This is a genomic window from Veillonella parvula (genome assembly GCF_024461875.1).
GTDB classification, from domain to species: domain Bacteria; phylum Bacillota; class Negativicutes; order Veillonellales; family Veillonellaceae; genus Veillonella; species Veillonella parvula_I.
The window spans coordinates 79,856-100,683 of the sequence record NZ_JANGAL010000003.1; the positions used below are offsets into that span (position 1 = coordinate 79,856).

At 40.7% G+C, this 20,828-nt stretch carries 19 protein-coding genes and 1 riboswitch; of the genes, 16 read left to right on the forward strand and 3 right to left on the reverse strand.

Annotation, left to right across the window (positions count from 1 at the left end; all coding sequences use genetic code 11):
• Positions 1-127: 127 nt before the first annotated feature.
• Positions 128-235 carry a type I toxin-antitoxin system Fst family toxin gene (locus NE668_RS06210; protein WP_227037232.1) on the reverse strand — a complete coding sequence of 36 codons (108 nt, stop codon included), beginning with the start codon at positions 233-235 and terminating at the stop codon, positions 128-130.
• Between the two features lie 85 nt (positions 236-320).
• On the opposite strand from NE668_RS06210, the gene NE668_RS06215 reads away from it, so the two are divergent.
• Together NE668_RS06215 and NE668_RS06220 are read left to right on the forward strand one after the other, a co-directional pair.
• A complete protein-coding gene (locus tag NE668_RS06215; protein ID WP_227037233.1) occupies positions 321-968 on the forward strand; it encodes a tetratricopeptide repeat protein in 648 nt (215 codons plus the stop codon).
• 184 nt (positions 969-1,152) lie between these two features.
• Complete coding sequence (locus NE668_RS06220; protein WP_227037234.1) at positions 1,153-2,052, forward strand: DUF3829 domain-containing protein; 900 nt, start codon at positions 1,153-1,155, stop codon at positions 2,050-2,052.
• Positions 2,053-2,142: 90 nt separating this feature from the next.
• Here the strand turns inward: NE668_RS06220 and rarD are convergent, their stop codons facing one another.
• A complete protein-coding gene (gene rarD, locus NE668_RS06225; RefSeq protein WP_227037235.1) occupies positions 2,143-3,039 on the reverse strand; it encodes an EamA family transporter RarD in 897 nt (298 codons plus the stop codon).
• Positions 3,040-3,199: 160 nt separating this feature from the next.
• Positions 3,200-3,375: riboswitch (cobalamin riboswitch) on the forward strand.
• Between the two features lie 290 nt (positions 3,376-3,665).
• Here rarD and NE668_RS06230 point away from each other — a divergent pair.
• The 7 genes from NE668_RS06230 to NE668_RS06260 all read left to right on the forward strand — a co-directional run bounded on the left by NE668_RS06230 (position 3,666) and on the right by NE668_RS06260 (position 11,981).
• Positions 3,666-5,828 (forward strand): methylmalonyl-CoA mutase family protein, encoded by a 2,163-nt coding sequence (locus NE668_RS06230; protein ID WP_227037236.1) that lies wholly within the window; start codon positions 3,666-3,668, stop codon positions 5,826-5,828.
• 4 nt (positions 5,829-5,832) lie between these two features.
• A complete protein-coding gene (gene scpA, locus NE668_RS06235) occupies positions 5,833-8,022 on the forward strand; it encodes a methylmalonyl-CoA mutase (RefSeq protein ID WP_004694550.1) in 2,190 nt (729 codons plus the stop codon).
• Positions 8,015-9,268 (forward strand): methylmalonyl Co-A mutase-associated GTPase MeaB, encoded by a 1,254-nt coding sequence (meaB, locus tag NE668_RS06240; protein ID WP_004694551.1) that lies wholly within the window; start codon positions 8,015-8,017, stop codon positions 9,266-9,268. Before scpA ends, meaB begins: the two co-directional genes overlap by 8 nt.
• A gap of 360 nt (positions 9,269-9,628) precedes the next feature.
• Entirely contained in the window at positions 9,629-9,886 is a 258-nt protein-coding gene (locus NE668_RS06245) for a hypothetical protein (protein WP_004698152.1), read from the forward strand.
• Positions 9,887-10,139: 253 nt separating this feature from the next.
• Positions 10,140-10,745: a MotA/TolQ/ExbB proton channel family protein gene (locus NE668_RS06250; RefSeq protein ID WP_227037237.1), complete on the forward strand. Its 606-nt coding sequence runs from the start codon at positions 10,140-10,142 to the stop codon at positions 10,743-10,745.
• A complete protein-coding gene (locus tag NE668_RS06255; protein ID WP_227037238.1) occupies positions 10,742-11,146 on the forward strand; it encodes an ExbD/TolR family protein in 405 nt (134 codons plus the stop codon). Before NE668_RS06250 ends, NE668_RS06255 begins: the two co-directional genes overlap by 4 nt.
• 4 nt (positions 11,147-11,150) lie before the next feature.
• Complete coding sequence (locus NE668_RS06260) at positions 11,151-11,981, forward strand: hypothetical protein (protein ID WP_227037239.1); 831 nt, start codon at positions 11,151-11,153, stop codon at positions 11,979-11,981.
• 67 nt (positions 11,982-12,048) lie between these two features.
• Here NE668_RS06260 and NE668_RS06265 read toward each other — a convergent pair whose 3' ends face one another.
• Positions 12,049-12,459: a CAAX protease gene (locus tag NE668_RS06265; RefSeq protein ID WP_227037240.1), complete on the reverse strand. Its 411-nt coding sequence runs from the start codon at positions 12,457-12,459 to the stop codon at positions 12,049-12,051.
• Positions 12,460-12,639: 180 nt separating this feature from the next.
• On the opposite strand from NE668_RS06265, the gene NE668_RS06270 reads away from it, so the two are divergent.
• The 7 genes from NE668_RS06270 (at position 12,640) to NE668_RS06300 (ending at position 20,642) form a co-directional block, all read left to right on the forward strand.
• A complete protein-coding gene (locus NE668_RS06270; RefSeq protein ID WP_004698199.1) occupies positions 12,640-13,587 on the forward strand; it encodes a zinc metalloprotease HtpX in 948 nt (315 codons plus the stop codon).
• A gap of 146 nt (positions 13,588-13,733) precedes the next feature.
• On the forward strand, positions 13,734-15,029 hold the full coding sequence (purB, locus tag NE668_RS06275; RefSeq protein WP_227037241.1) for an adenylosuccinate lyase: 1,296 nt from the start codon (positions 13,734-13,736) through the stop codon (positions 15,027-15,029).
• Positions 15,030-15,259: 230 nt separating this feature from the next.
• Positions 15,260-16,435, forward strand: a complete 1,176-nt coding sequence (locus NE668_RS06280) for an MFS transporter (protein ID WP_227037242.1) — start codon at positions 15,260-15,262, stop codon at positions 16,433-16,435.
• A gap of 191 nt (positions 16,436-16,626) precedes the next feature.
• Positions 16,627-17,910, forward strand: a complete 1,284-nt coding sequence (locus NE668_RS06285; RefSeq protein WP_008602060.1) for an adenylosuccinate synthase — start codon at positions 16,627-16,629, stop codon at positions 17,908-17,910.
• A gap of 539 nt (positions 17,911-18,449) precedes the next feature.
• Positions 18,450-18,794: an ArsR/SmtB family transcription factor gene (locus NE668_RS06290; protein WP_004694570.1), complete on the forward strand. Its 345-nt coding sequence runs from the start codon at positions 18,450-18,452 to the stop codon at positions 18,792-18,794.
• Positions 18,795-18,796: 2 nt separating this feature from the next.
• Positions 18,797-20,269, forward strand: coding sequence for a DNA polymerase IV (gene dinB / locus NE668_RS06295; protein ID WP_227037243.1), 1,473 nt, complete (start codon positions 18,797-18,799; stop codon positions 20,267-20,269).
• 88 nt (positions 20,270-20,357) lie between these two features.
• Entirely contained in the window at positions 20,358-20,642 is a 285-nt protein-coding gene (locus NE668_RS06300; protein WP_004694573.1) for a hypothetical protein, read from the forward strand.
• The last annotated feature ends 186 nt before the right edge of the window (positions 20,643-20,828 follow it).

The following is a 20,828-nucleotide window of genomic DNA, read 5'->3' on the forward strand; positions in this document are numbered from 1 at the left end:
GAGATTTATTGCTAATTCTTTATTTTTCTAAGAAATGTGGTATACTAAACGTAGGTAGTAGAGTGTATGAAATTACCTGCAATATAACCAAAAAAAAGGACGAGTGGCAGCTCGTCCTTTTTCTTGCTTATTTTTTGTTTTTATTGTTAAGCCAGTAGCTGTAGGTAGTTACAACTAAGGCAACAATAATAGGGGCAAGCAAGGTGCCCCAGAGTGCATAAAACAGCTCCTGCAATATACCACCTCCTTTCGGGAGGTATTTTATATTATATCATCATGCTATGGAGTCTTGTATATAATTAATGATTGGAGAATTTCTAATGAAGAAGGTTGTGCTTTTCTTTCTTTTAATAACAGCCCTTACGGGATGTGGATTGAATCAAAATACGAATAGTAATAAAACAGAATCAAATGCAACTAGTTCTGCTACTGCAACTGGTTTCTCTACATCTGCTGCGGGAAACAGCCAAGCGACTACCAAGCAAGATGACCATCTAATTACAGCAAAGCAAGCCTTATCTGCTGGTGAGTACACGAAAGCCATAGACGAAGCTACAGCATCCATTAAGAATAACGCTAATAATGCAGAAGCCTATTCTGTACGTGGCTTTGCAACAGCATTAAACGGTGATGCGACTAAAGGTTTGACAGATACTAAAAAGGCTTATGATTTAGACCCTAATAATGTGGCCAATTACTATAATATGGCTATGGTTTATAAGCTACAAGGTCAGTTAAACGATTCTAAACAATGGTTTGAAAAGGTATTGGAAAAGGACCCTAGTAACACCTGGTCTGTGTATGGTATTGCTACCATTTATGCAGACAAAGGGGAAGATACTAAGGCCCTTGATTGGCTAGAAAAGGCTATAAAAATTGATCCTTCTGTAAAAGCTGTTGCAGCCGAACAAGACCATTTTGAACGCTTTCACAATAATAGGCGATTTAAAACATTGGTTGGGTTATAGTTTTTAAATCTATTGAGCAATTAATAATACTATTAGAGTAGAAATGATGTTTCCTGATTCTATTAGTCGCTTGACAAAATTGATACATGACTTTTATATATTAATCCTATTCATAAAAATCATATTAGTATATAATTAATATGTATAAATTAGGTTGTGTATTGATGAAAGGAGAGGATTCATCATGAAACCATTTGGTAAAAGGGTAGTAATGGCTGTGTTGTGTGCGGCGACATTGACATCCCCATTTTTTTTGAGCGGTTGTAGTATGTCAGAGTTATGGCAGGGTACTGAACAGAGCCGTAAGGAAATTGCGCAACGGTCTGAGCAGGATCAGGTGCAGTTATTTAATCAATATGTGAAAGCTGTAAGTCGATACAATCGCATGGCTGTCATGTTTGATTATGCGAATACGCCAACTCTTAATGAGTTAAAAGCGGGGCAGCATTTAACTGTATTTAGTGCACCAAACTTTAAGCAGCTACAAAAAGAATTAGAAGAGGCTAAGCAAGCAGGTATTCCGTATGATGAAATGAAGGAGCCTTTAGATAAGTTGCTTTCAAAATTGAACGAAATTACACCGGTAGCGGAAGAACTCGATGCATATTATAAATCTAAAGGGTATACCACAGATAATTATGCTAAGGAGCAACAATTAGGCCCTAAATATGTTCAATTGTATGAACAATTTGTTCCTATTTATGCTGATTTTGATAATGTTATGCATAAAATCAATACAGACCGTTTGCAACAACGGTTGCAACAATTGCGTGATGCAGGCAAGAAAAATGCTGCTGCAGCACAAGAGGTTCATTTGCGACTTACTGCGGTCCTGGAAAAGATCGATAGTGAAAAACAACTAGACGTAAATGCTATCAATCAAGAGTTGCAATCTATTGGTGATGTATCAAATGGTATTACTAGTCCTAAATATGATTCTGTTAAAACCTCTGTAAACTCTACAATTGGTGCAATCCGTACCTATATGGGTTCAAAACAAGATAATGACTATAATCGTATGATTGAGGCCTATAACCATTACATTTCTAATCTGAATACGACCAATATGAATGAGTTAGATTAAAATAAGTTAGATTAATACGTTTATATAAAAGAAAGCTGTATCAAATGAGAATGTCATTTGATACAGCTTTTTAGTTGATTAGTAGATGTATTACTTTTTAAGGCTAATGCGCGTTGTAATTTGGCTTGATAAGGAGAATAATACTAAGGCTATCCAGATACAACCGAAGGCGATTATCTGTGGTGTGCCAAAGCTTTCACCAAAGTAAAAGATGGCTAGCAACAAGGCAATGGTAGGGGATACATATTGCAAGAAGCCTAGTAGGTTGAGCGGCAATAGCTGCGCACCATAGGAGAATAGCACCAATGGGACAGATGTAGTTAGACCGCAGGCTATGAGCAACATGGTCGTATACCAGTCTGTGCCGAAATAGGACCACACGGTATTATCGACCATGGTCGTATATAGTAAGGCTAGCGGTGTTAATAGCCAGGCCTCAAAGGCGATGCTCGTAAAGGGAGAGATGAGTAGTTTCTTTTTTACGGCCCCATAGAGACCGAAGGAAACGGCGAGAATCATCGATACTAATGGCAAGGATCCCACTTGATAGGTGAGTAAGGCGATGCCGATGGTAGCGATGAGGACACTCAGCTTTTTCGGTATAGATAGAACCTCTTTAAATAGGATGATACCTAATACTACATTGAAGAGTGGGTTGATGTAATAGCCAAGGCTCGTGTTCATAACTTGATTATTAGCGATGGCCCAAATGTAGGTGAACCAGTTTACACTGATGATGACTGCCGCAACTAAAAGTAGGAATAGTTGTGAACGTTGTTCTTTTAGTAATTGAAAGTCCTTTTTGAATTGTTTAAAGTGTAGGCCAAATACAACGATAGCCATGCAAACACCTGACCAGATAATGCGCTGTGCCAGTATATTATACGGTGAAACATGGTTTAATAATGCCCAATATAGAGGGAGTAAGCCCCAAATTATATAACAACTAAGGGCTGTGATTAACCCTTTTTTACTTGTATGCTCCATAATGCCTCCTCGTGATAGTATTTATTATATCACTGATTCTCAAGTCATGCGTTTTAGTTATTGCATATGATTTTCAGTTATAACTTTGATTTTGGCACTTATGATTAAATGTTATGTTCATTGACTTTGTGCATATTGTTACACTATATTGGACTTAGAACAACGAATATAGAGAATAGGTGTCGCAAGACTTAATAGAGAAATCGGTATAAGCCGATGCGGTCCCGCCACTGTAAGGATGAGTCTGCTTTCATACATGTCACTGGAGTAATCTGGGAAGGCGAAAGCGAGGTGATGATCCCGAGCCAGGAGAACTGCCTATTTGATAATCACCGTTATGTACCTACGAGCGATAGGAAGGGGATTGGGGTATGCTGGCTACAGTATTTTTTAGTGTACCTTTCAATAAGAAACCTTACGTGTCACTTTAGGTGGCACGTTTTTTATTGCCCTTAGAGTGGATGTTGAGTATAGGAATCAGGTTTTATAGATATTAAACAGATGGACACATTTTGAGGTTGATGTGGTCCAATAAGATAAAGCTCGAGTGATTCATATATCTAACAATTCGCAGGTACGGTGCGCTGTTTCTCGGTATGGTTTCGAGTTGAAAAGGAGGCACATATATGTCTGACAAAAAGACTTCAAAGGATGCTGAACGCGATTTATTAGCACCTGTATCCTTTGATGAGTTTAAGAAACCTACGTATGAACAATGGCAGGCCGAGGTTGAAAAAGCGTTAAAAGGTGGCGACTTCCATAAGAAGATGTTCACTAAAACCTATGAGGGAATTACGTTACAACCAATTTACACGCCTGCATTGCATGGAGAAAAAATTCCAAAGGGTGTATACCCTGGGGCAGGTGAGTTCCTACGTGGCACAAAGGCAAGTGGTTATATTAAAGACTCTTGGGGCGTATCCCAATATGTAGATGAATCCTTTCCTAAGGATGCTAATCATGCAAGTTTATACGAAATTGTAAAAGGTGGCACCATTCACAATATTCGCCTTGATGAAGCAACACGCCATGATCAAGATGTGCAAGTAGGCGCAGCTGTTGGTATCGGCGGTACGTCTCTGTCTACTATGGATGATTGTAGCCAATTGATTGAGCGTTTTAATTTAAAGGAAAATCCTTTATACATTGAAACAGGTGCTTCTGCAGCTATCTTGCTCGGTATGTTAGCCGCTACGGTGAAAGGCTCTAAAAAACAAACCTCTGACTTAAAAGGTCTCGTTGGTGCAGACCCTATTGGTGTTTGGGCTAAAGATGGTACATTGCATATGTCTTTAGATACAGCCTTTGATGAAATGGCACATACTGTTGTATGGGCTAAAGAACAAGCTCCAGAGCTTAAAACTGTACTTGTATCTGGCGATGTATACGCTAATGGTGGCGCTAATGATGTACAAGAGGTTGCGTATGCATTGGCAACAGCAGTTTGTTATGTTCGTCAATTAGCACAAAGGAACATCGATATCCATACTATTGCTAAAAGCATGATGTTTACATTCTCCTTGGGTGCAAACTTCTTCATGGAAATTGCTAAATTACGTGCATTACGTGTGCTTTGGGCGCGCATTATGGAGGCCTTCGGTGCAGAAGAAGCTGACCGTGCCGTTCATGTACACGGCAGAACATCGGCTTTCACAAAAACTGTATACGACCCATATGTAAACTTGTTGCGCAATACAACACAAGCATTCTCTGGTGTTGTAGGCGGTTTGAATAGCCTTGAAGTATCTCCATTTGACCAACCAATTCGCAAAGCTGACGATTTCTCTCGTCGTATTGCCCGTAACATCCAAGTGATGTTGCAAACTGAGTTCGAGTTGCGTCAACCAGTAGACCCTGTAGGCGGTTCCTGGTATGTGGAAACATTGGCTGCTGAATTATGCGAAAAAATTTGGGCTGAGTTCCAAACTATTGAGGCTAAAGGTGGTATTGTAGCAGCTTTGAAAGAAGGCTATCCACAAGCTCAAGTTAAATCGGTTCTTGATGAACGCTTCAAAAACCTTGCATTCCGCAGAGATGTGGCTGTAGGTAACAACATGTATGCGAACATGACGGAAGAATTGCTTGATCCAAAACCAGAAAATCAAGAAACATTGCGTCAAAAACGGGTTGCTCAAATCGAAGAGTACTTAGCGAGTGCGGAGCCAGATGCGGTTGTGAAAGCACAGGCTACCCTAGAAGCAGGTACTACAGAGCCAGGCGCTTTGATTGGCCTTATTGAACTCGGTGCATTACAAAAATTAACAATACGTCAAATCCGGAAGGCTTTAGATGCTGGCGATATTGCTTCCGAAACAATTGAATCCATTGCAGCTCATCGCTGGACTGAACAGTTTGAAGCACTTCGCATGCGCACTGAGAATTATAAACAACGTACGAAAGATAATGTGAAGGTATTCTTGGCTAACATGGGCCCAATCCCTCAACATAAACCTCGTGCGGACTTCTCCACAGGCTTCTTCGAAGTAGGGGCTTTTGAAGTTATCAAAAATGATGGCCATGAAACAACGGCTGATGCGGCGAAAGCTGCTCGTGAAAGTGGTGCTGATGTAGTTGTTATCTGTTCTACAGATGATACCTATCCAGAATTGGTACCACCACTCGCTAAGGAATTGAAAGAAACGATGCCGCATGTAACGGTTATTTTAGCAGGGGCACCTCCTAAGGACTTAGAACCTGTATACCGTGAAGCTGGCGTGGACGACTTCATTTCTGTTCGTGCAAATTGTTACGAAATCTTGAATACGTTACAAGATAAGAAAGGGATGTGAGCTCATGTTTAAAAATCCAGACTTCTCCTCTCTTGGCTTGGGATCTCAGACAGCAACATCTCGCGATGCATGGCTTGCTGAACTTCAAAAAGAAACAGGAAAAAGCTTTGAAGATTTATATAATACAACAATGGAGCAAATCCAACTAAAGCCTCTCTATACAGAGATGGATTATGAAGGAATGACACACCTTGACTATATGGCAGGTGTACCTCCATTCTTGCGTGGACCTTATTCCACAATGTATGTTACTCGTCCTTGGACAGTACGTCAGTACGCTGGTTTCTCCACGGCGGAAGAATCCAATGCATTCTATCGTCGTAACTTGGCAGCGGGCCAAAAAGGCTTGTCTATCGCCTTTGACCTTGCTACTCACCGTGGTTATGACTCCGATCATCCTCGCGTAGTAGGTGACGTTGGTAAAGCGGGTGTTGCGGTAGACTCCATCCTCGACATGGAAATTCTATTCTCTGGTATCCCTCTTGATCAAATGTCCGTATCCATGACAATGAACGGCGCCGTATTGCCAGTAATGGCGTTCTACATCTTGGCTGGTGAAGAACAAGGCGTAGATAAAAAGGTTATGGCTGGTACAATTCAAAATGATATTTTGAAAGAGTTCATGGTACGTAATACCTATATTTACCCTCCAGCTACATCTATGCGTATTATCGGTGATATCTTTGCGTATACATCCCAGTACATGCCTAAGTTCAACAGTATTTCCATTTCTGGCTACCATATGCAAGAAGCGGGCGCTACTGCAGATATCGAATTAGGTTACACATTGGCCGATGGTCTCGAATATATCCGTACCGGTGTTAATGCAGGCCTTCATGTTGACCAGTTCGCACCACGGTTGTCCTTCTTCTGGGCAATTGGTAAAAACTACTTCATGGAAGTGGCAAAAATGCGTGCGGCTCGTATGTTGTGGGCTAAGATTATCAATAGCTTCGGCTCTGAAAATCCTAAATCCATGGCACTTCGTACACATAGCCAAACATCTGGTTGGTCTTTAACAGAACAAGATCCGTTCAACAACGTGGCTCGTACATGTATGGAAGCGATGGGTGCCGCGTTAGGTCATACGCAATCTCTACATACAAATGCGCTTGACGAAGCCATTGCGTTGCCTACGGACTTCTCTGCACGTATTGCGCGTAACACTCAGCTTTACATCCAAGATGAAACTAAGGTATGTAAGGTTATCGACCCATGGGGCGGTTCCTACTATGTAGAAGCGTTGACTGATGAATTGATTCGTCGCGCTTGGGGTCATATCCAAGAAATCGAATCCCTTGGCGGTATGGCGAAAGCTATCGACACAGGGCTTCCTAAGATGCGTATCGAAGAAGCTGCCGCACGTCGCCAAGCTCGTATCGACTCTGGTCGTGAAGCAATCATCGGTATCAATAAATATCGTCTAGATAAAGAAGATCCATTGGATATCCTCGACGTAGATAACACAGCTGTACGGGAAGCGCAAATTCGTCGTCTCGAACAATTGCGTGCTAACCGGGATGAAGAAAAGGTTCAATCATGTCTTGAAGCGATCACAAAGGCTACAGAATCGGGTGAAGGTAACTTGCTTGCCCTTGCACTTGAAGCGGCTCGTGCTCGTGCATCCTTGGGTGAGATTTCCTTTGCTGTTGAAAAGGTATGCGGTCGTCATAAAGCGGTTATTCGCTCTATTTCCGGTGTATACTCCAGCGAATTTGAAGATGACGATGTAATCAAAGAAGTACGCCAAATGGCAGATAACTTTGAAGAACTCGAAGGTCGTCGCCCTCGTATCATGATTGCGAAGATGGGCCAAGACGGTCATGACCGTGGTGCCAAAGTTATCGCTACATCCTTCGCGGATATGGGCTTTGACGTGGATATCGGACCTTTGTTCCAAACTCCAGAAGAAACAGCACAAGATGCGGTGGATAATGACGTTCATATTGTCGGATTTAGTTCTCTTGCGGCGGGGCATAAGACATTATTGCCTCAACTTGTAGAGGAACTCAACAAGCGGGGCCGTGGAGATATTTTAGTTGCCATCGGCGGCGTAATCCCTGCTCAGGACTATGAATTCCTACGCGAACATGGCGCAGTGGCTATCTTTGGCCCTGGTACAGTTTTGCCAGTAGCGGCGAAAAAATTACTAGAAACATTGACTAGTCACGTTCAAGACGAGTCTCATGACTGATAACAAACGGCCTACTCCGGATGAATTGCGCAATACACAGGACGCAACTTTCACCACTGGTGAAGGCAAAGCCCCTGAATTAGGTGTAAAAAACGCAAGCACCGAGGGTAGTACCTATCGTCCCGACTGGGTGCCAGAAGAAGCGAAGAAAGATGATACTTACGCGTGTCACGTAATGAAAGGCGTCAAGGAAATGCATGACGGCCTCTTATCTAGTTCAGCTCATCTGGCTCCAGCGGTACGTCCCGTACAGCGGCGAAAGAAATTGACTGTCGCTGATTATGTACGCGGTATCGAGCAGGGGGACCGCGTTATACTTTCACGGGCTATCACATTAGTAGAAAGTAATAATAAGGACCATTTCAAACTAGCTCAACAGGTGTTGCAAGCCGTATTGCCTCGCACGGGCAAGGCATTGCGCATCGGTATTACTGGTGTGCCTGGGGCTGGTAAAAGTACGTTTATTGAAGCCTTCGGTAACATGCTCATTGAAGCGGGTTACAAGGTTGCCGTACTGGCTGTAGACCCTACGAGCCAAGTCACAAAAGGCAGTATCTTGGGTGATAAAACGCGGATGGAAACGTTGACGAAACACCCAGAGGCTTATATTCGTCCATCGCCAGCTGGTGGTACACTAGGCGGTGTGGCTCGTAAAAGTAGAGAAACTATGCTACTTTGTGAGGCTGCTGGGTACGATATTATTCTCGTTGAAACCGTTGGGGTTGGGCAAAGCGAAGTTACCGTGCGTTCCATGGTAGACTTCTTTATGCTCATCGTTTTAACGGGGGCAGGCGATGAATTGCAAGGCATCAAAAAAGGCGTTATGGAACTTGCTGATGCTATTGTGGTCAACAAGGCTGATGGAGATAATCTCAAACGAGCACTCATTGCTCGTAGTGATTACGATCGGATGTTACATTATATCCGTCCAGCTACGGAAAAATGGAAGACTCAAGCCTATACATGTTCAGCTGTTACAAAGGATGGCCTCGATGAATTGTGGGATGTTATCCAAGAGTTTACTGAACAAGGCAAAGAAAATGGGGTCTTCTTAAAACGTCGTCAAGAACAATCCCTCCGTTGGGTACGCGATATGATTGACGAACACTTGCACAACCTATTCTTTAACAATGTAGTCATTCAAGGTCGCATGGGCGAAGTCGAAGCCGCTGTCTTAGACGGTGAAATGAGCGAATCTCAAGCCGTTGAAGAACTTATTGGCGTTTTCGATAAGTCTTTACAATAAGTAGATCGGTAAATACATATTGTATTATTAAATATAATCGTATTGCTAAATATATATTAGATAAGCCGGCATAACTTATCTTAATACGCACTCCACTAGCAATCGTATGCATTTCGATATAACTACAGATGTATTTGTAAAAGGCATAGTATCAATGTTCACTGTTGGATTTGGACCAATAGTAGTTGCATACTATGCCTTTTTCTATGTCATAATAACTAATTGCGACTAATTATTTGCTATTAATTGTCTAATAAAAGATGATTAATATATAAGTTCATCTTTTTAAAATGCAAAAATCAGTGTATAATTAAGTTATATTATTTATTAATCGTTTAATGTTACGAGAGGGGCATTCAAATGAACAAAAAATTATTATTACCTGTAGGTGTAGTCGTTCTAATTATTGGTATTGCGATTCTATTATTAAATCCAGATCCAGGGGCGGCTAATTTGGAAATTGCGAGAAATGCTACAAATGCTCAAGCGGCAGCAAAGGCGATTTCTGAGAATAACCAATCTTACACATTGTGGTATTCTATTGGTATGTTCTGTAGCGGTTTAGGCATTGCACTGTCAGTAGGTGGCTTCATTGTAGGCTTTATTAAAAAAGACTAATCTATTTAGGAACGCATAAAAGGCTGTACTAGAATGTATATCATTTCTAGTGCAGCCTTTTTGTATTTTAATTTTATCCTGTGGACTTTAGCTAGCTTATGTCTATCTAGCGAATTAGTCTATATTTATCTTGCAAGTTATCCTATATCTATTTATGTTGTGGTTTTACGCTCTATATCTGTTTTCGGTGGGATAAAACGTGGTATAATTAACCCGGATAGAGCCTAAAGGTATGTGGCTTTTGGAGGTTAGTATGAGTAGTATAGCGCATTTATTTGTAGCTGGTGGATTTGTTATGTATCCGCTGGTGATTTTTTTACTGTTTACCTTGATGATTGGCATTGAACGTATCTTTCTATATCGCAAGTTTACAAAGGACTTGCGCCGTTTTAATAAGGTCTTAGAGAAGAATCAATCTTGGATTATGTTACCAAGTGTTTTGGAACGGGATACAGAGGAACTTGGTTCTTTATTTGCCCGTGCTATCCGCAGTGCAAAGAATTATAATGGCTTGGAAAACCGCCTTCAAGATGTGGTGTCGTACGCCGATGAACGTTTAAAACGAGGCCTTAGTTGGCTCAGCATGGTTGTAACAATGGCTCCGTTGTTGGGGTTGCTGGGGACGGTCCTCGGTATGATCCGTGCGTTTGCTGTGGTAGGTGGCGATATTGGGGCTCCAACCATTATTACAGGCGGTGTTTCTGAAGCCTTGGTGGCAACGGCTACAGGTTTGACCGTGGCTATTATTGCCCTTGGCTTTCACAGTTACTGTGCAGCAAAGGTCAATAATTCTGTAGCGACATTAGAACATGAATGCGGCAACATCCTTGATGCGTACAATGAGGAACATGATATATGAGACGACGCACATTAGGGGTTAAAAAAGAGCCTACTATCATGATTATTCCCATGATTGATATCGTATTCTTTTTGTTGGTATTTTTCATGGTAGGCACGCTGTATATGAATACAGAGCAACAAATTCCGCTAAATTTACCATCTGCATCGACGTCTACGGCGAAATCTATTGAACCTATCACCATTACCTTGACTACAACGCACACGCTGTATATCGATAATCAGGAAATTTCTTCGGATCACTTGGCGCAAGAGGTCAAATCTATCGTTGCACAAGCACCTCAACAAGCCTTTGTTATTCGCGCCTCAAAAGATGTGTATTATAACGATGTTATTGAGCTTTTGGACATGCTCAAGGTGAACGGTGCTAAATATATTAGCGTCGCTACGGAACGGAAGTGATTCCATGTTTGAATCACATTATCTGAAACCTTTTATTGTATCTTTAGGCATTACCATCATGCTTATCTCTGGCATGGGGCTTTCCTTGCGTGGCATCGTTGGAACCGGTGTGGCTTATGATGCCGCAGAGGTTAGCTTTCATCTGCCTGAGGATAGTGAAAGTGATGCGGAAACTACCGCTATTGAGCCTATACCTAAGGATAAGCCACCGGTTGAACCTCCGACTCCAGAAGGGCCTGCGCCTAAGGCAGATCCTCTTGTAACGGAAAATACAGGTGATGAAAGTGCTCACAATTTAAATGCCAATAAGACTACATCTAATGCTCGTCGCGAATGGGCCGTTCCAAAGGCCATAGAATCGGAAACGACTAATAATGAACAAGCTGTAGTTACGGGTGGAAATGATTCCAAGGATGGCAAATCCTCTAAGCCTGACAATGCTCCTATGGGTAAGGATATAACATCTGATCCGAATGCCAATGGAAATGGTTTTGCCGAAGCTAGTGATTTATCCTTCCTATCTGATCTTGCGTGGGGGCTCCTAACGCCAGGGCAACAAGCGCTTTTACAAAAGTCGGATATCAACCCCCAAGAATATTTAAGAACTGTACAAGAACAGGGGAAGGGGTCAATCGTAACAGGTAAGGTTGTAGTGCGCGTTAACTTTGATGTTAATGGACATGTCATCGTAGGAGAACATACACCGCTCATCGCAGAAGATGTGCCGCAACCAGTCAAAGAGGAAGCAATGCGCATCGTTAAAAGCAGTGGTTCTATTATCAATCGAAGAGGGGAACCTGTATATCTAGCAGTTCCTGTTGTTTTAGGACAATAAAGAGGCATATCTTACATACATTAGTATGGGATATGCCTCTTTGTTATGGTTGTAATAAATGATTGTATTAATTTTGATTGGTAAGCATCGTTTTTGTAGAGTTGAAGACGGCTAGATATACGATGGCGCCGCCGATGAATAATGTGACTTGCATAGGGGTGCTGAATTGATCAGCTCGCCACAATGCAAAAGCGTAGAAGAACATGGTAATCAACATGATGAGAAATGCGATGATAACGCGTACATTTGTGTTTACTGCCAAGGATGTAGTAATACGCGATTTATTCGTCATTACGTAAATTAAAGATACTATGATGTCTGCCGTAAAGATGGAGAAGATGAAGTTATAATCAAACTCGCCAAAAAGGACTACCGCCAAGCCGATAAAGCTGAGCCCAAAGAATAGACGTAATAGAATACCTATAGTATTAGATTCGTTGCGCTGTGCGCGGCGTTCCTTACGATTTAAAGTTGCCATGAAAGCCTCCCCCATAGTAGAAATGTTTGTTACTATTAGTATAAAGCTCGTGTATAGATTGAGCAATTATTCGCAGTACATTTAGTCTGTATGTTTATTATATATCACAATGTATAGCTATGATATAGTATTGATTAATTTATTACTATATAACTATATGAGAAATTAGAGTGAGAGATTATGATTCAAGTTATTCTTACCTATATTGTTAATGTTATTATTGTATTTGTATTTTTTCCTATTTTAGAATCTGTAGTTCAATATGTGTATCCGTTTTCATGGGACTGGCTTATAAAACCGCTACATTTAGTGGATAAGCTCGATGTATATATTATTATATCCTTTGCGTTGCCTATTATTGTGGCCATCGGATTATTTTTGCCACCTTTTAGTTGGATTGTCCATGTATTGCAAGGTGAAAGAAAACCAAATGCAGAAGAATCTGAATATATTGAACCGCTGTTTGAGGAATTATGTGCATTTAGCGGTGTAGCACGTAACTCACTGATATTGCGCATGCGTACAGATGAGGAAATTAATGCCTTTGCATCTGGATTAAATCACATTACGATTTATACAGGAGCCTTGTATTCGTTAGATAAACGGCATTTATTAGGTGTTCTTGCCCATGAATTAGGCCATTTACGACATCGTGATACTATCTATTTAACCATTACCTATGCTATGGATCGACTAGGGCAATTAATTTTAAATCTTGTAATATATCTAAATTTTGCTTTAAATATACTGGCTATTATACCAATTGTTAATATCGTAGTACGTATTATTCAATTAATTCTTATCGTTATGATTGCAATCGTGAAATATGTACTTCTATTACCGAAGTGGATTACCTATTATTTTGATAGCCGTCGTCGAGAGTATGCTGCTGATGCCTATGCCGTTTCGATTGGTTTGGGGCGGGAGCTGCGTGATGGTCTAGTTTCATTAGGACTTGCTACTGAACAAATTGGTATTCTAGAGAATGGTGAATTATATGATTGTGAAAGTACAGGATTTTTCAGTCGCTTGTTTATTACTCATCCAAAAATGATTAAGCGAATACAACGTATCAATGAAGGGATAGAGGTATATAATCTCAAGCAAAGTCTTAAAGAAAATCGTTAAAGTGATAATTAATTTAATAAACACGAACGATAAGTAAAATTAATATAATTATCATTCGGAAAATTTAGCTCCGTTCGTTGAATGGAGCTTTCACATATGGTACAATAATCCTATAAATCTAGCTTTTATCATGCAAAGGAGACATCATGATACCACGTTATACACGAGAAGAAATGGGCCATATTTGGAGCGAACGCAACGAATTCGACACAATGTTATTGGTGGAGACCCTCGCATCTGAGGCACAAGCTGAGTTGGGCGTTATTCCTAAAGAAGCGGCGAAAACAATCCGGGAAAAGGGAAATTTCGACGTTGAGCGCATTCATGAAATCGAAAAGGAAACGAACCATGATATCATTTCCTTCGTAACAGCAGTGGGCGAATACGTAGGTCCTGAAGCGGCTAAATACATCCATCTTGGCCTTACCTCTACAGATGTGAAAGATACGGCGCTTGGGTACATGATGAAACAAGCCTGCGATATCTTAATTGGTGACTTAAAGCGTTTGCACGAAGTATTGCGTCGTCGTGCAGCTGAGTTCAAATATACTCCTATGATCGGTCGTACCCACGGCATCCACGGCGAACCAACTACATTCGGTTTGAAATTGGCGTTGTGGATGGCAGAGGTAGAACGTGATATTGAACGCATGGAGCATGCGCGTAAAAGCGTTGCCGTTGGTAAATTGTCTGGCGCTGTTGGTACATACTCCAATATCGATCCATTCGTAGAACAATATGTGTGTGAAAAATTAGGCCTTGAGCCTGTTAAAATTGCTACGCAAGTGGTGCAACGTGACCGCCATGCTGAGTTGTTGTCTACCATCGCTGTTGTAGGCGGTACATTAGACAAAATCGCATTGGAAATCCGTCACTTACAACGTACAGAGGTACGCGAAGCAGAAGAATATTTCAGCCCTAAACAAAAGGGTTCCTCTGCGATGCCTCATAAACGCAACCCTATCACATGTGAAAGAATTTGCGGTATGGCTCGCTTGCTTCGTGGCTATGCACAATCTGCTTACGAAGATCAAGCATTGTGGCATGAACGCGATATTTCTCACAGCTCCGTGGAACGTGTGATCTTGCCGGATGCGACAATCGCATTAAATTATATGTTGCACCTAACAATTCGCACCATTGATAAATTGTTGGTATACCCTGAAACCATGCTTAAAAATCTTAACCTCACAGGGGGACTCGTATTTAGCCAAACAATTTTGACACACCTTGTAGATAAAGGTGCGGTACGTGACGAAGCATACCGTTGGGTTCAAAAACATGCTATGGAACGCTGGCTTGAAGGCAAAGACTTTGCAACAGGTTTAAAAGCTGATGAAAATATTAAGAAATACATGACTGATGAGGAAATTGATGCATGCTTCGATCCATATAAATTGCTAAGACATGTAGATACAATCATGGCTCGCTTTGGCCTATAATTGTAGGGTACTTCCCACATAACATATGAAAGACTAGGGTAGGTATAGACCAACAAGCCTATGGTACATGCAGTAGGTGTTGGCTATATCTACCTTTTTTGTTTTGAAAGCAATATGCCATTTTAGATAGAAGTATATTATTTTAACAGATAATTATAAATTAGTTTTCTAGCAGGCTTTTATATATTCGTCTTACATTAGGAAACCATCTATTTGTTTTAGGAGGTTATATGAAACGTATTATACGGAAGTACGGACCGCCTATTTTTCACTGTATTAATGACTTTGGTCAAGGTTCGCTGGCGGCCCTCATACCGTTTTTTATCGCTAACTTTGGCCTTAATTATTATCAATCGGCTTCCATCATTTTCTGTAATACCGTGGTGGCTTCCGTGGCACAGCCCGTATTGGGCTATGTGGCAGATCGGTGGCGCGTACCCTGGTTTATTCCCGTTGGGTTTACGGTGACTCTTGTGTCGATTAGCGCTATGGCATTGGCTACGAGTTACGAAATGATTCTTGCTTTGTCGCTCTTGGCCGGGGTAGGGGCCGCGTTATTCCATCCCGAGGCGGCTCTTCTTGTAAATTGTACGCAATCTCATGAAATCGGTAACGCCATGGGCCGCTTTGCAGTCGGCGGCAGTGCGGGCTTTGCGTTGGGACCCTTTATTGCTGGTGGTGTTTACGTCTTTGGGGGACAATTCCTTTGGGTATTTACGCTTATCGCGCTACTTGGTGTATTGTTATATCTCTATGCCTTTATGGGTGAGGGTGAAGCTACCGATGATACTGATATTGCTGATTCTGCTGATACTGGTAACCGTGAAAGCCGTGCTAAGGTTCTTAGTACCGGTACAAATGATTGGGTGAGTTTCGGTAAGTTATTTTTTGTGATTGCTTCTCGATCTATACTCTTCTCTGTATTGGCTATCTTTATTCCTATTTTGTATATTACTGTTATTAATGGTGAAGCCGGTGCATCTAGTTTGGCCCTTACTGCGTACTTCACGATGGGGGCAGTCCTTACCTATATGGGTGGTGCCTTATCTGACCGTTTGGGCTTCCTAAAAACCGTGCGCTTAGGGTATCTTATCTTCTTGCCATCTGTACTTGTATTTATCTTTGTACCTAATATATGGGGCTTCTTTGGTGCTATGATACCGATGGCTTTTGGTGTATTCTCACAATACGGACCAATTACGGTACTAGGTCAAAAATACCTTGCAAAAAATGCAGGCTTTGCATCAGGTATTACGCTAGGTCTTGGGATTACCTTAGGGGGCCTTGTGGCACCTTATGTAGGACATCTAGCAGATATCTATGACGTACAAACGGCATTGATGACCTTGATACCGGTAGGTGTTATAGGCTTATTGATGAGTTTTTGGTTAAAAGAACCAAAATGACATCTCTGTAATAGAGTAATAGAGCCATATTAAAGACGTGATGGCAATCCATCCTTAAAAACTTTACAGAAAATAGCGCATGCATTTGGAAAGAAACTAAAGATTGAATTTGTATAAATACTTTCACAGAATCCGAACATTGTTGTATAATGATATTGAATTATTTAGACTTTCATATGGAGGATATAGATATGGCAACTAGTATGGTTATCGGCACTCAATGGGGTGACGAGGGGAAAGGTAAAATTGTTGACTGGATCGCAGAACGTGCGGATGTTGTGGTGCGCAGTCAAGGTGGTAATAACGCGGGTCATACTGTTGTAGTTGATGATAAAGCGTTTGCACTTCGCCTTTTACCAAGTGGTATCTTATACGATAACAAACAAAATATCGTGGGTACTGGTGTTGTTATCGACCCTAAAGTTCTGCTACAAGAAATTGAAGGTCTTGAAAAGCAAGGCAGATCTGCTAAATCCCTTCAAGTTTCCAATCGTGCACATGTAATCATGCCATACCATATCGCTCTAGATACTGCGGAAGAAGCATCTAAAGGGGATGCTAAAATCGGTACTACTAAAAATGGTATTGGTCCTTGCTACGCTGATAAAATCAATCGTATTGGTATCCGTATCTGCGATTTGTATGATATGGAAACATTTAAACAAAAATTAGCGTACAATGTAGAGTTCAAAAATAAAATGCTTACTAAGGTATACGATGCTGAACCTGTTAGCTACGATGAAATCTTAGCGGATTACATCAAATACGCTGAAGCCTTGAAACCTTATGTAACAGATACTAATGCGGCTGTTCTTAAAGCTGTAAAAGAGGATAAAAAGGTATTGTTCGAAGGTGCTCAAGCTACTATGCTCGACCTTGATCATGGTACTTATCCATTTGTAACATCCTCTCATCCAATCGCAGGTGGCGCTTCCACAGGCGCTGGTGTGGGGCCTAACTACTTGAAAAACATCTTTGGCGTTGTAAAAGCGTATGCAACACGTGTTGGTGCAGGTCCATTCCCTACAGAGCTTCTTAACGAAACTGGGGATAATCTCCGTGAACTTGGTCATGAGTTCGGTACTGTAACGGGTCGTCCTCGTCGTTGTGGTTGGTTAGACCTCATGGTTGTAAAATACGCAGCAGGTCTTAATAGCCTTGATTACTTAGCTATTACACGGTTGGATATTCTTGATACCTTTAAAGAATTGAAGATCTGCGTAGGTTACAAATTGAATGGTAAAGACGTAGAAGGGTTTCCAGCTAACTTAAAAGATCTTGAAGCCTGCGAAGCAGTTTACGAAACATTGCCAGGTTGGGAAACAGATATTTCTGGTATCCGTGAATATGATAAATTGCCTGAAAATGCTCGTAAATATGTAGAACGTATTGCAGAAGTAACAGGCGTGCCTTTAGGCATTGTATCTGTTGGTCCTAACCGCAGCCAAACTATCGATCTAGTAAATGTATTCTAAGCTATACTAATTTGATATAATAGAAAATTTGCATTTGGTAGCATTGATAGAGTGTTATATATTTTAACATTTTTCGCTATGCAATCGATTTATAGAATTATACAGATTAGACCCCTCACAGAGGGGTCTTTTGTATTGAATGGATGCAGAATACAAACGTGGATCCTCTATATCTAATCCTTTAGGTTGCTACAGTAGTGCGGTATATCGAAGTATGCTTTATAGTTATTAAAGTGTGAGCATATCGAGAAATATATAACAAATAATAGAGTGTAATTGTTATATATACAGAAAAATGTATATTCAAATAAACCTATCAAATGAAAAATTGTTTAAAATATTCATTTTATACAAATAGCTACGTGCTTAAATTAGTTTATAATTAGGCGAAATTTACTTATCTATAATTTTTTTGTATTCATAATAAATTATTAAGATACAAATATAAAGAAAAAAATAGATTTACATTAAGAAATAGTATATAATAGTACCAAGAAGTAGATTGATATTTTTTGATAAGGATCTGAGGAGTTAAAGATATGGTTGAAGTTTCTTACGAACGTTTAGCGACGATTTTTAAGGCATTAAGCGATGAAACAAGATTACACATCATCGATATGTTGTCTTGCAATGAATTATGTGCAGCCGATATTTTAGCGAGCTTCAATTTGTCTCAATCTACGTTGAGTTACCACATGAAAATCTTAATTGATGCAGGTGTAGTTAACTCTCAACGTAATGGTTTATGGACGCGTTACTCCATTAATGAAGCTACATTTGCAGATATTTTAGATATTCTCCCTCAATTATACAAAACTAAAGATGAGTGCATTTGCGCGCAAATTAAATACTGCCGCATTTCTGAGCACGAAAAAGAAGCGTAACAATGAGACGTTGGATTATGCATGTTGATATGGATGCATTCTTCGCGTCCATAGAACAACTGGATCATCCAGAGTATAAAGGCCACCCCGTAATCGTGGGTGGTCTTTCTTCACGTGGTGTCGTAGCTACCTGTTCCTATGAGGCCCGAAAATTTGGTGTTCACTCTGCGATGCCAATATCGAGGGCTAAGAAACTCTGTCCTGATGGGATTTATGTATATCCTCGAATGGATCGCTATAAAGAGGTGTCGAACCAAATTTTTTCCATTATGAAAGAATTTACCCCTTATATTGAGCCTTTATCTATTGATGAAGCCTTTCTTGAAGTGAGCGGCATGTCCACCATGTATAGCGGCCCCAAAGAGCTAGGACGAGCCATTAAAGATCGTGTATTCGAGAAAACAGGACTTATTATTTCTGCAGGCTTAGCACCCAATAAATTTCTTGCTAAATTGGCCTCTGATTTAGATAAACCTGATGGTCTTGTGGTCATCCCATACGGTCGTGAAAGAAAGGTGCTGGCTCCTTTGCCTATTAAACGTATTTGGGGTGTTGGTCCTCGGACAGAGAAAATTTTGAAAGCCGGTGGCTTTCACCTGATGCGTCATATTCAGTCTTTGCCTGATGAAAGTAGTTTAATTCCTCTCGTGGGTAATCAGGCAAAGCGCATATGGGAACTGGCGAATGGTATCGACGATAGACCTGTTGAAACAGATCGCAAGATACAATCAATTGGAGCTGAGGAAACTTACGAAGAAGACCTCACCGATGGCCGTGCTATTGAATTAGAATTTAGGTACTTTGCAAACCGTCTATCGAAACGGCTTCGGAGGCGTAACCTTCATGGACATACTGTATCTATTAAGGTTCGGTATGATGATTTTACCACCGTATCACGGCAGAAGCGGCTAGATACACCATCAGACCAGGAACATGTATTTTTCGAAACAGCATTGATCTTGTGGAATAAATTGATGCAGGATAAGACGAGTAAGCGGCCTAAAGAGTCTAAGAAAGATACGGAACCGTTAGGGGCCACTACAAAGGTAAAGTCTACGAATTTTAAATGTAGTAGTTCTAAAGGGATTACCTGTATGGATCCGCCTGGCCCTATACGACTATTAGGTCTTACTGTGAGTGGCCTCGATGAGGAGGTTCCTATGCAGGATAGTCTCTTTGATTCCCCACAGGATGAAACAGAGGACAAGCTTGCTAGTGTGTTAGATTCGTTAGAGTCTAAATTTGGTGAGACTGCTGTTATGAGTGGCGCATTATGGCAGCGCTTTCACGGAGACAATGGAATACGCAGAAAACGGTCAGAGTTGAAAGCGGCCGTAGATGCACAGCTTGGTCAAGAGGATGGGGTATCTACTAAAGTTGATGCAGGCTCGACTAAAGCAGCTAATCGGTCTATAATTGCAGATACACACGCATCTATTGAAGGACCTAAAAAGACCATCAAAAAGGACTTATAAAGTTTATATTGAATACTTTCGCTAATATAATTGTTCATGTTACAATATGGGTGTAGTGTTAATAAATTACCGCAAGAGAGGTATAGATATGAGTTTATTTCGTGTGGCCATCCATTATGGCGTAAACAGTAATGGTTTCTTATCTTATGATACAGAAACAAAAACAGTGTCCGTAGATTTACCTGAACAAGAGTGGGTTGATAAGGTAATCGCTTACTTAAATAATGAACATGCTATTGAGCATGCTACAGGTCTTGATACGTATGAACGGTTGACCGTAAAACCATTAGAATCTTTGGATAACCTTAAGTTAGCTTTAACACGTATGTGGGAAGCTATCGACGTACAAGTTGACTGGAGCCGTCCGGCATAAATTGAATGAAAACACCTTGTGATCTACAAGTTAGTAGAAACAAGGTGTTTTTTGTTTTGCGTATTTTTGTAGGTATATCTTAATAGGTTTTAAATATATAGCATTGAAATTCTCATTTTAAAATTATAAATGATATCGTGTATACAAGATTTGTAAAAGTTTAGGGTTGTTATGTTAAAAAATTTG

Bases quoted from the DNA above. Each gene is read 5' to 3' on its own strand.
- NE668_RS06215 (WP_227037233.1), top strand. From the start codon at position 321: ATGAAGAAGGTTGTGCTTTTCTTTCTTTTAATAACAGCCCTTACGGGA.
- NE668_RS06220 (WP_227037234.1), top strand. From the start codon at position 1,153: ATGAAACCATTTGGTAAAAGGGTAGTAATGGCTGTGTTGTGTGCGGCG.
- rarD (WP_227037235.1), bottom strand. From the start codon at position 3,039: ATGGAGCATACAAGTAAAAAAGGGTTAATCACAGCCCTTAGTTGTTAT.
- NE668_RS06230 (WP_227037236.1), top strand. From the start codon at position 3,666: ATGTCTGACAAAAAGACTTCAAAGGATGCTGAACGCGATTTATTAGCA.
- scpA (WP_004694550.1), top strand. From the start codon at position 5,833: ATGTTTAAAAATCCAGACTTCTCCTCTCTTGGCTTGGGATCTCAGACA.
- meaB (WP_004694551.1), top strand. From the start codon at position 8,015: ATGACTGATAACAAACGGCCTACTCCGGATGAATTGCGCAATACACAG.
- NE668_RS06245 (WP_004698152.1), top strand. From the start codon at position 9,629: ATGAACAAAAAATTATTATTACCTGTAGGTGTAGTCGTTCTAATTATT.
- NE668_RS06250 (WP_227037237.1), top strand. From the start codon at position 10,140: ATGAGTAGTATAGCGCATTTATTTGTAGCTGGTGGATTTGTTATGTAT.
- NE668_RS06255 (WP_227037238.1), top strand. From the start codon at position 10,742: ATGAGACGACGCACATTAGGGGTTAAAAAAGAGCCTACTATCATGATT.
- NE668_RS06260 (WP_227037239.1), top strand. From the start codon at position 11,151: ATGTTTGAATCACATTATCTGAAACCTTTTATTGTATCTTTAGGCATT.
- NE668_RS06265 (WP_227037240.1), bottom strand. From the start codon at position 12,459: ATGGCAACTTTAAATCGTAAGGAACGCCGCGCACAGCGCAACGAATCT.
- NE668_RS06270 (WP_004698199.1), top strand. From the start codon at position 12,640: ATGATTCAAGTTATTCTTACCTATATTGTTAATGTTATTATTGTATTT.
- purB (WP_227037241.1), top strand. From the start codon at position 13,734: ATGATACCACGTTATACACGAGAAGAAATGGGCCATATTTGGAGCGAA.
- NE668_RS06280 (WP_227037242.1), top strand. From the start codon at position 15,260: ATGAAACGTATTATACGGAAGTACGGACCGCCTATTTTTCACTGTATT.
- NE668_RS06285 (WP_008602060.1), top strand. From the start codon at position 16,627: ATGGCAACTAGTATGGTTATCGGCACTCAATGGGGTGACGAGGGGAAA.
- NE668_RS06290 (WP_004694570.1), top strand. From the start codon at position 18,450: ATGGTTGAAGTTTCTTACGAACGTTTAGCGACGATTTTTAAGGCATTA.
- dinB (WP_227037243.1), top strand. From the start codon at position 18,797: ATGAGACGTTGGATTATGCATGTTGATATGGATGCATTCTTCGCGTCC.
- NE668_RS06300 (WP_004694573.1), top strand. From the start codon at position 20,358: ATGAGTTTATTTCGTGTGGCCATCCATTATGGCGTAAACAGTAATGGT.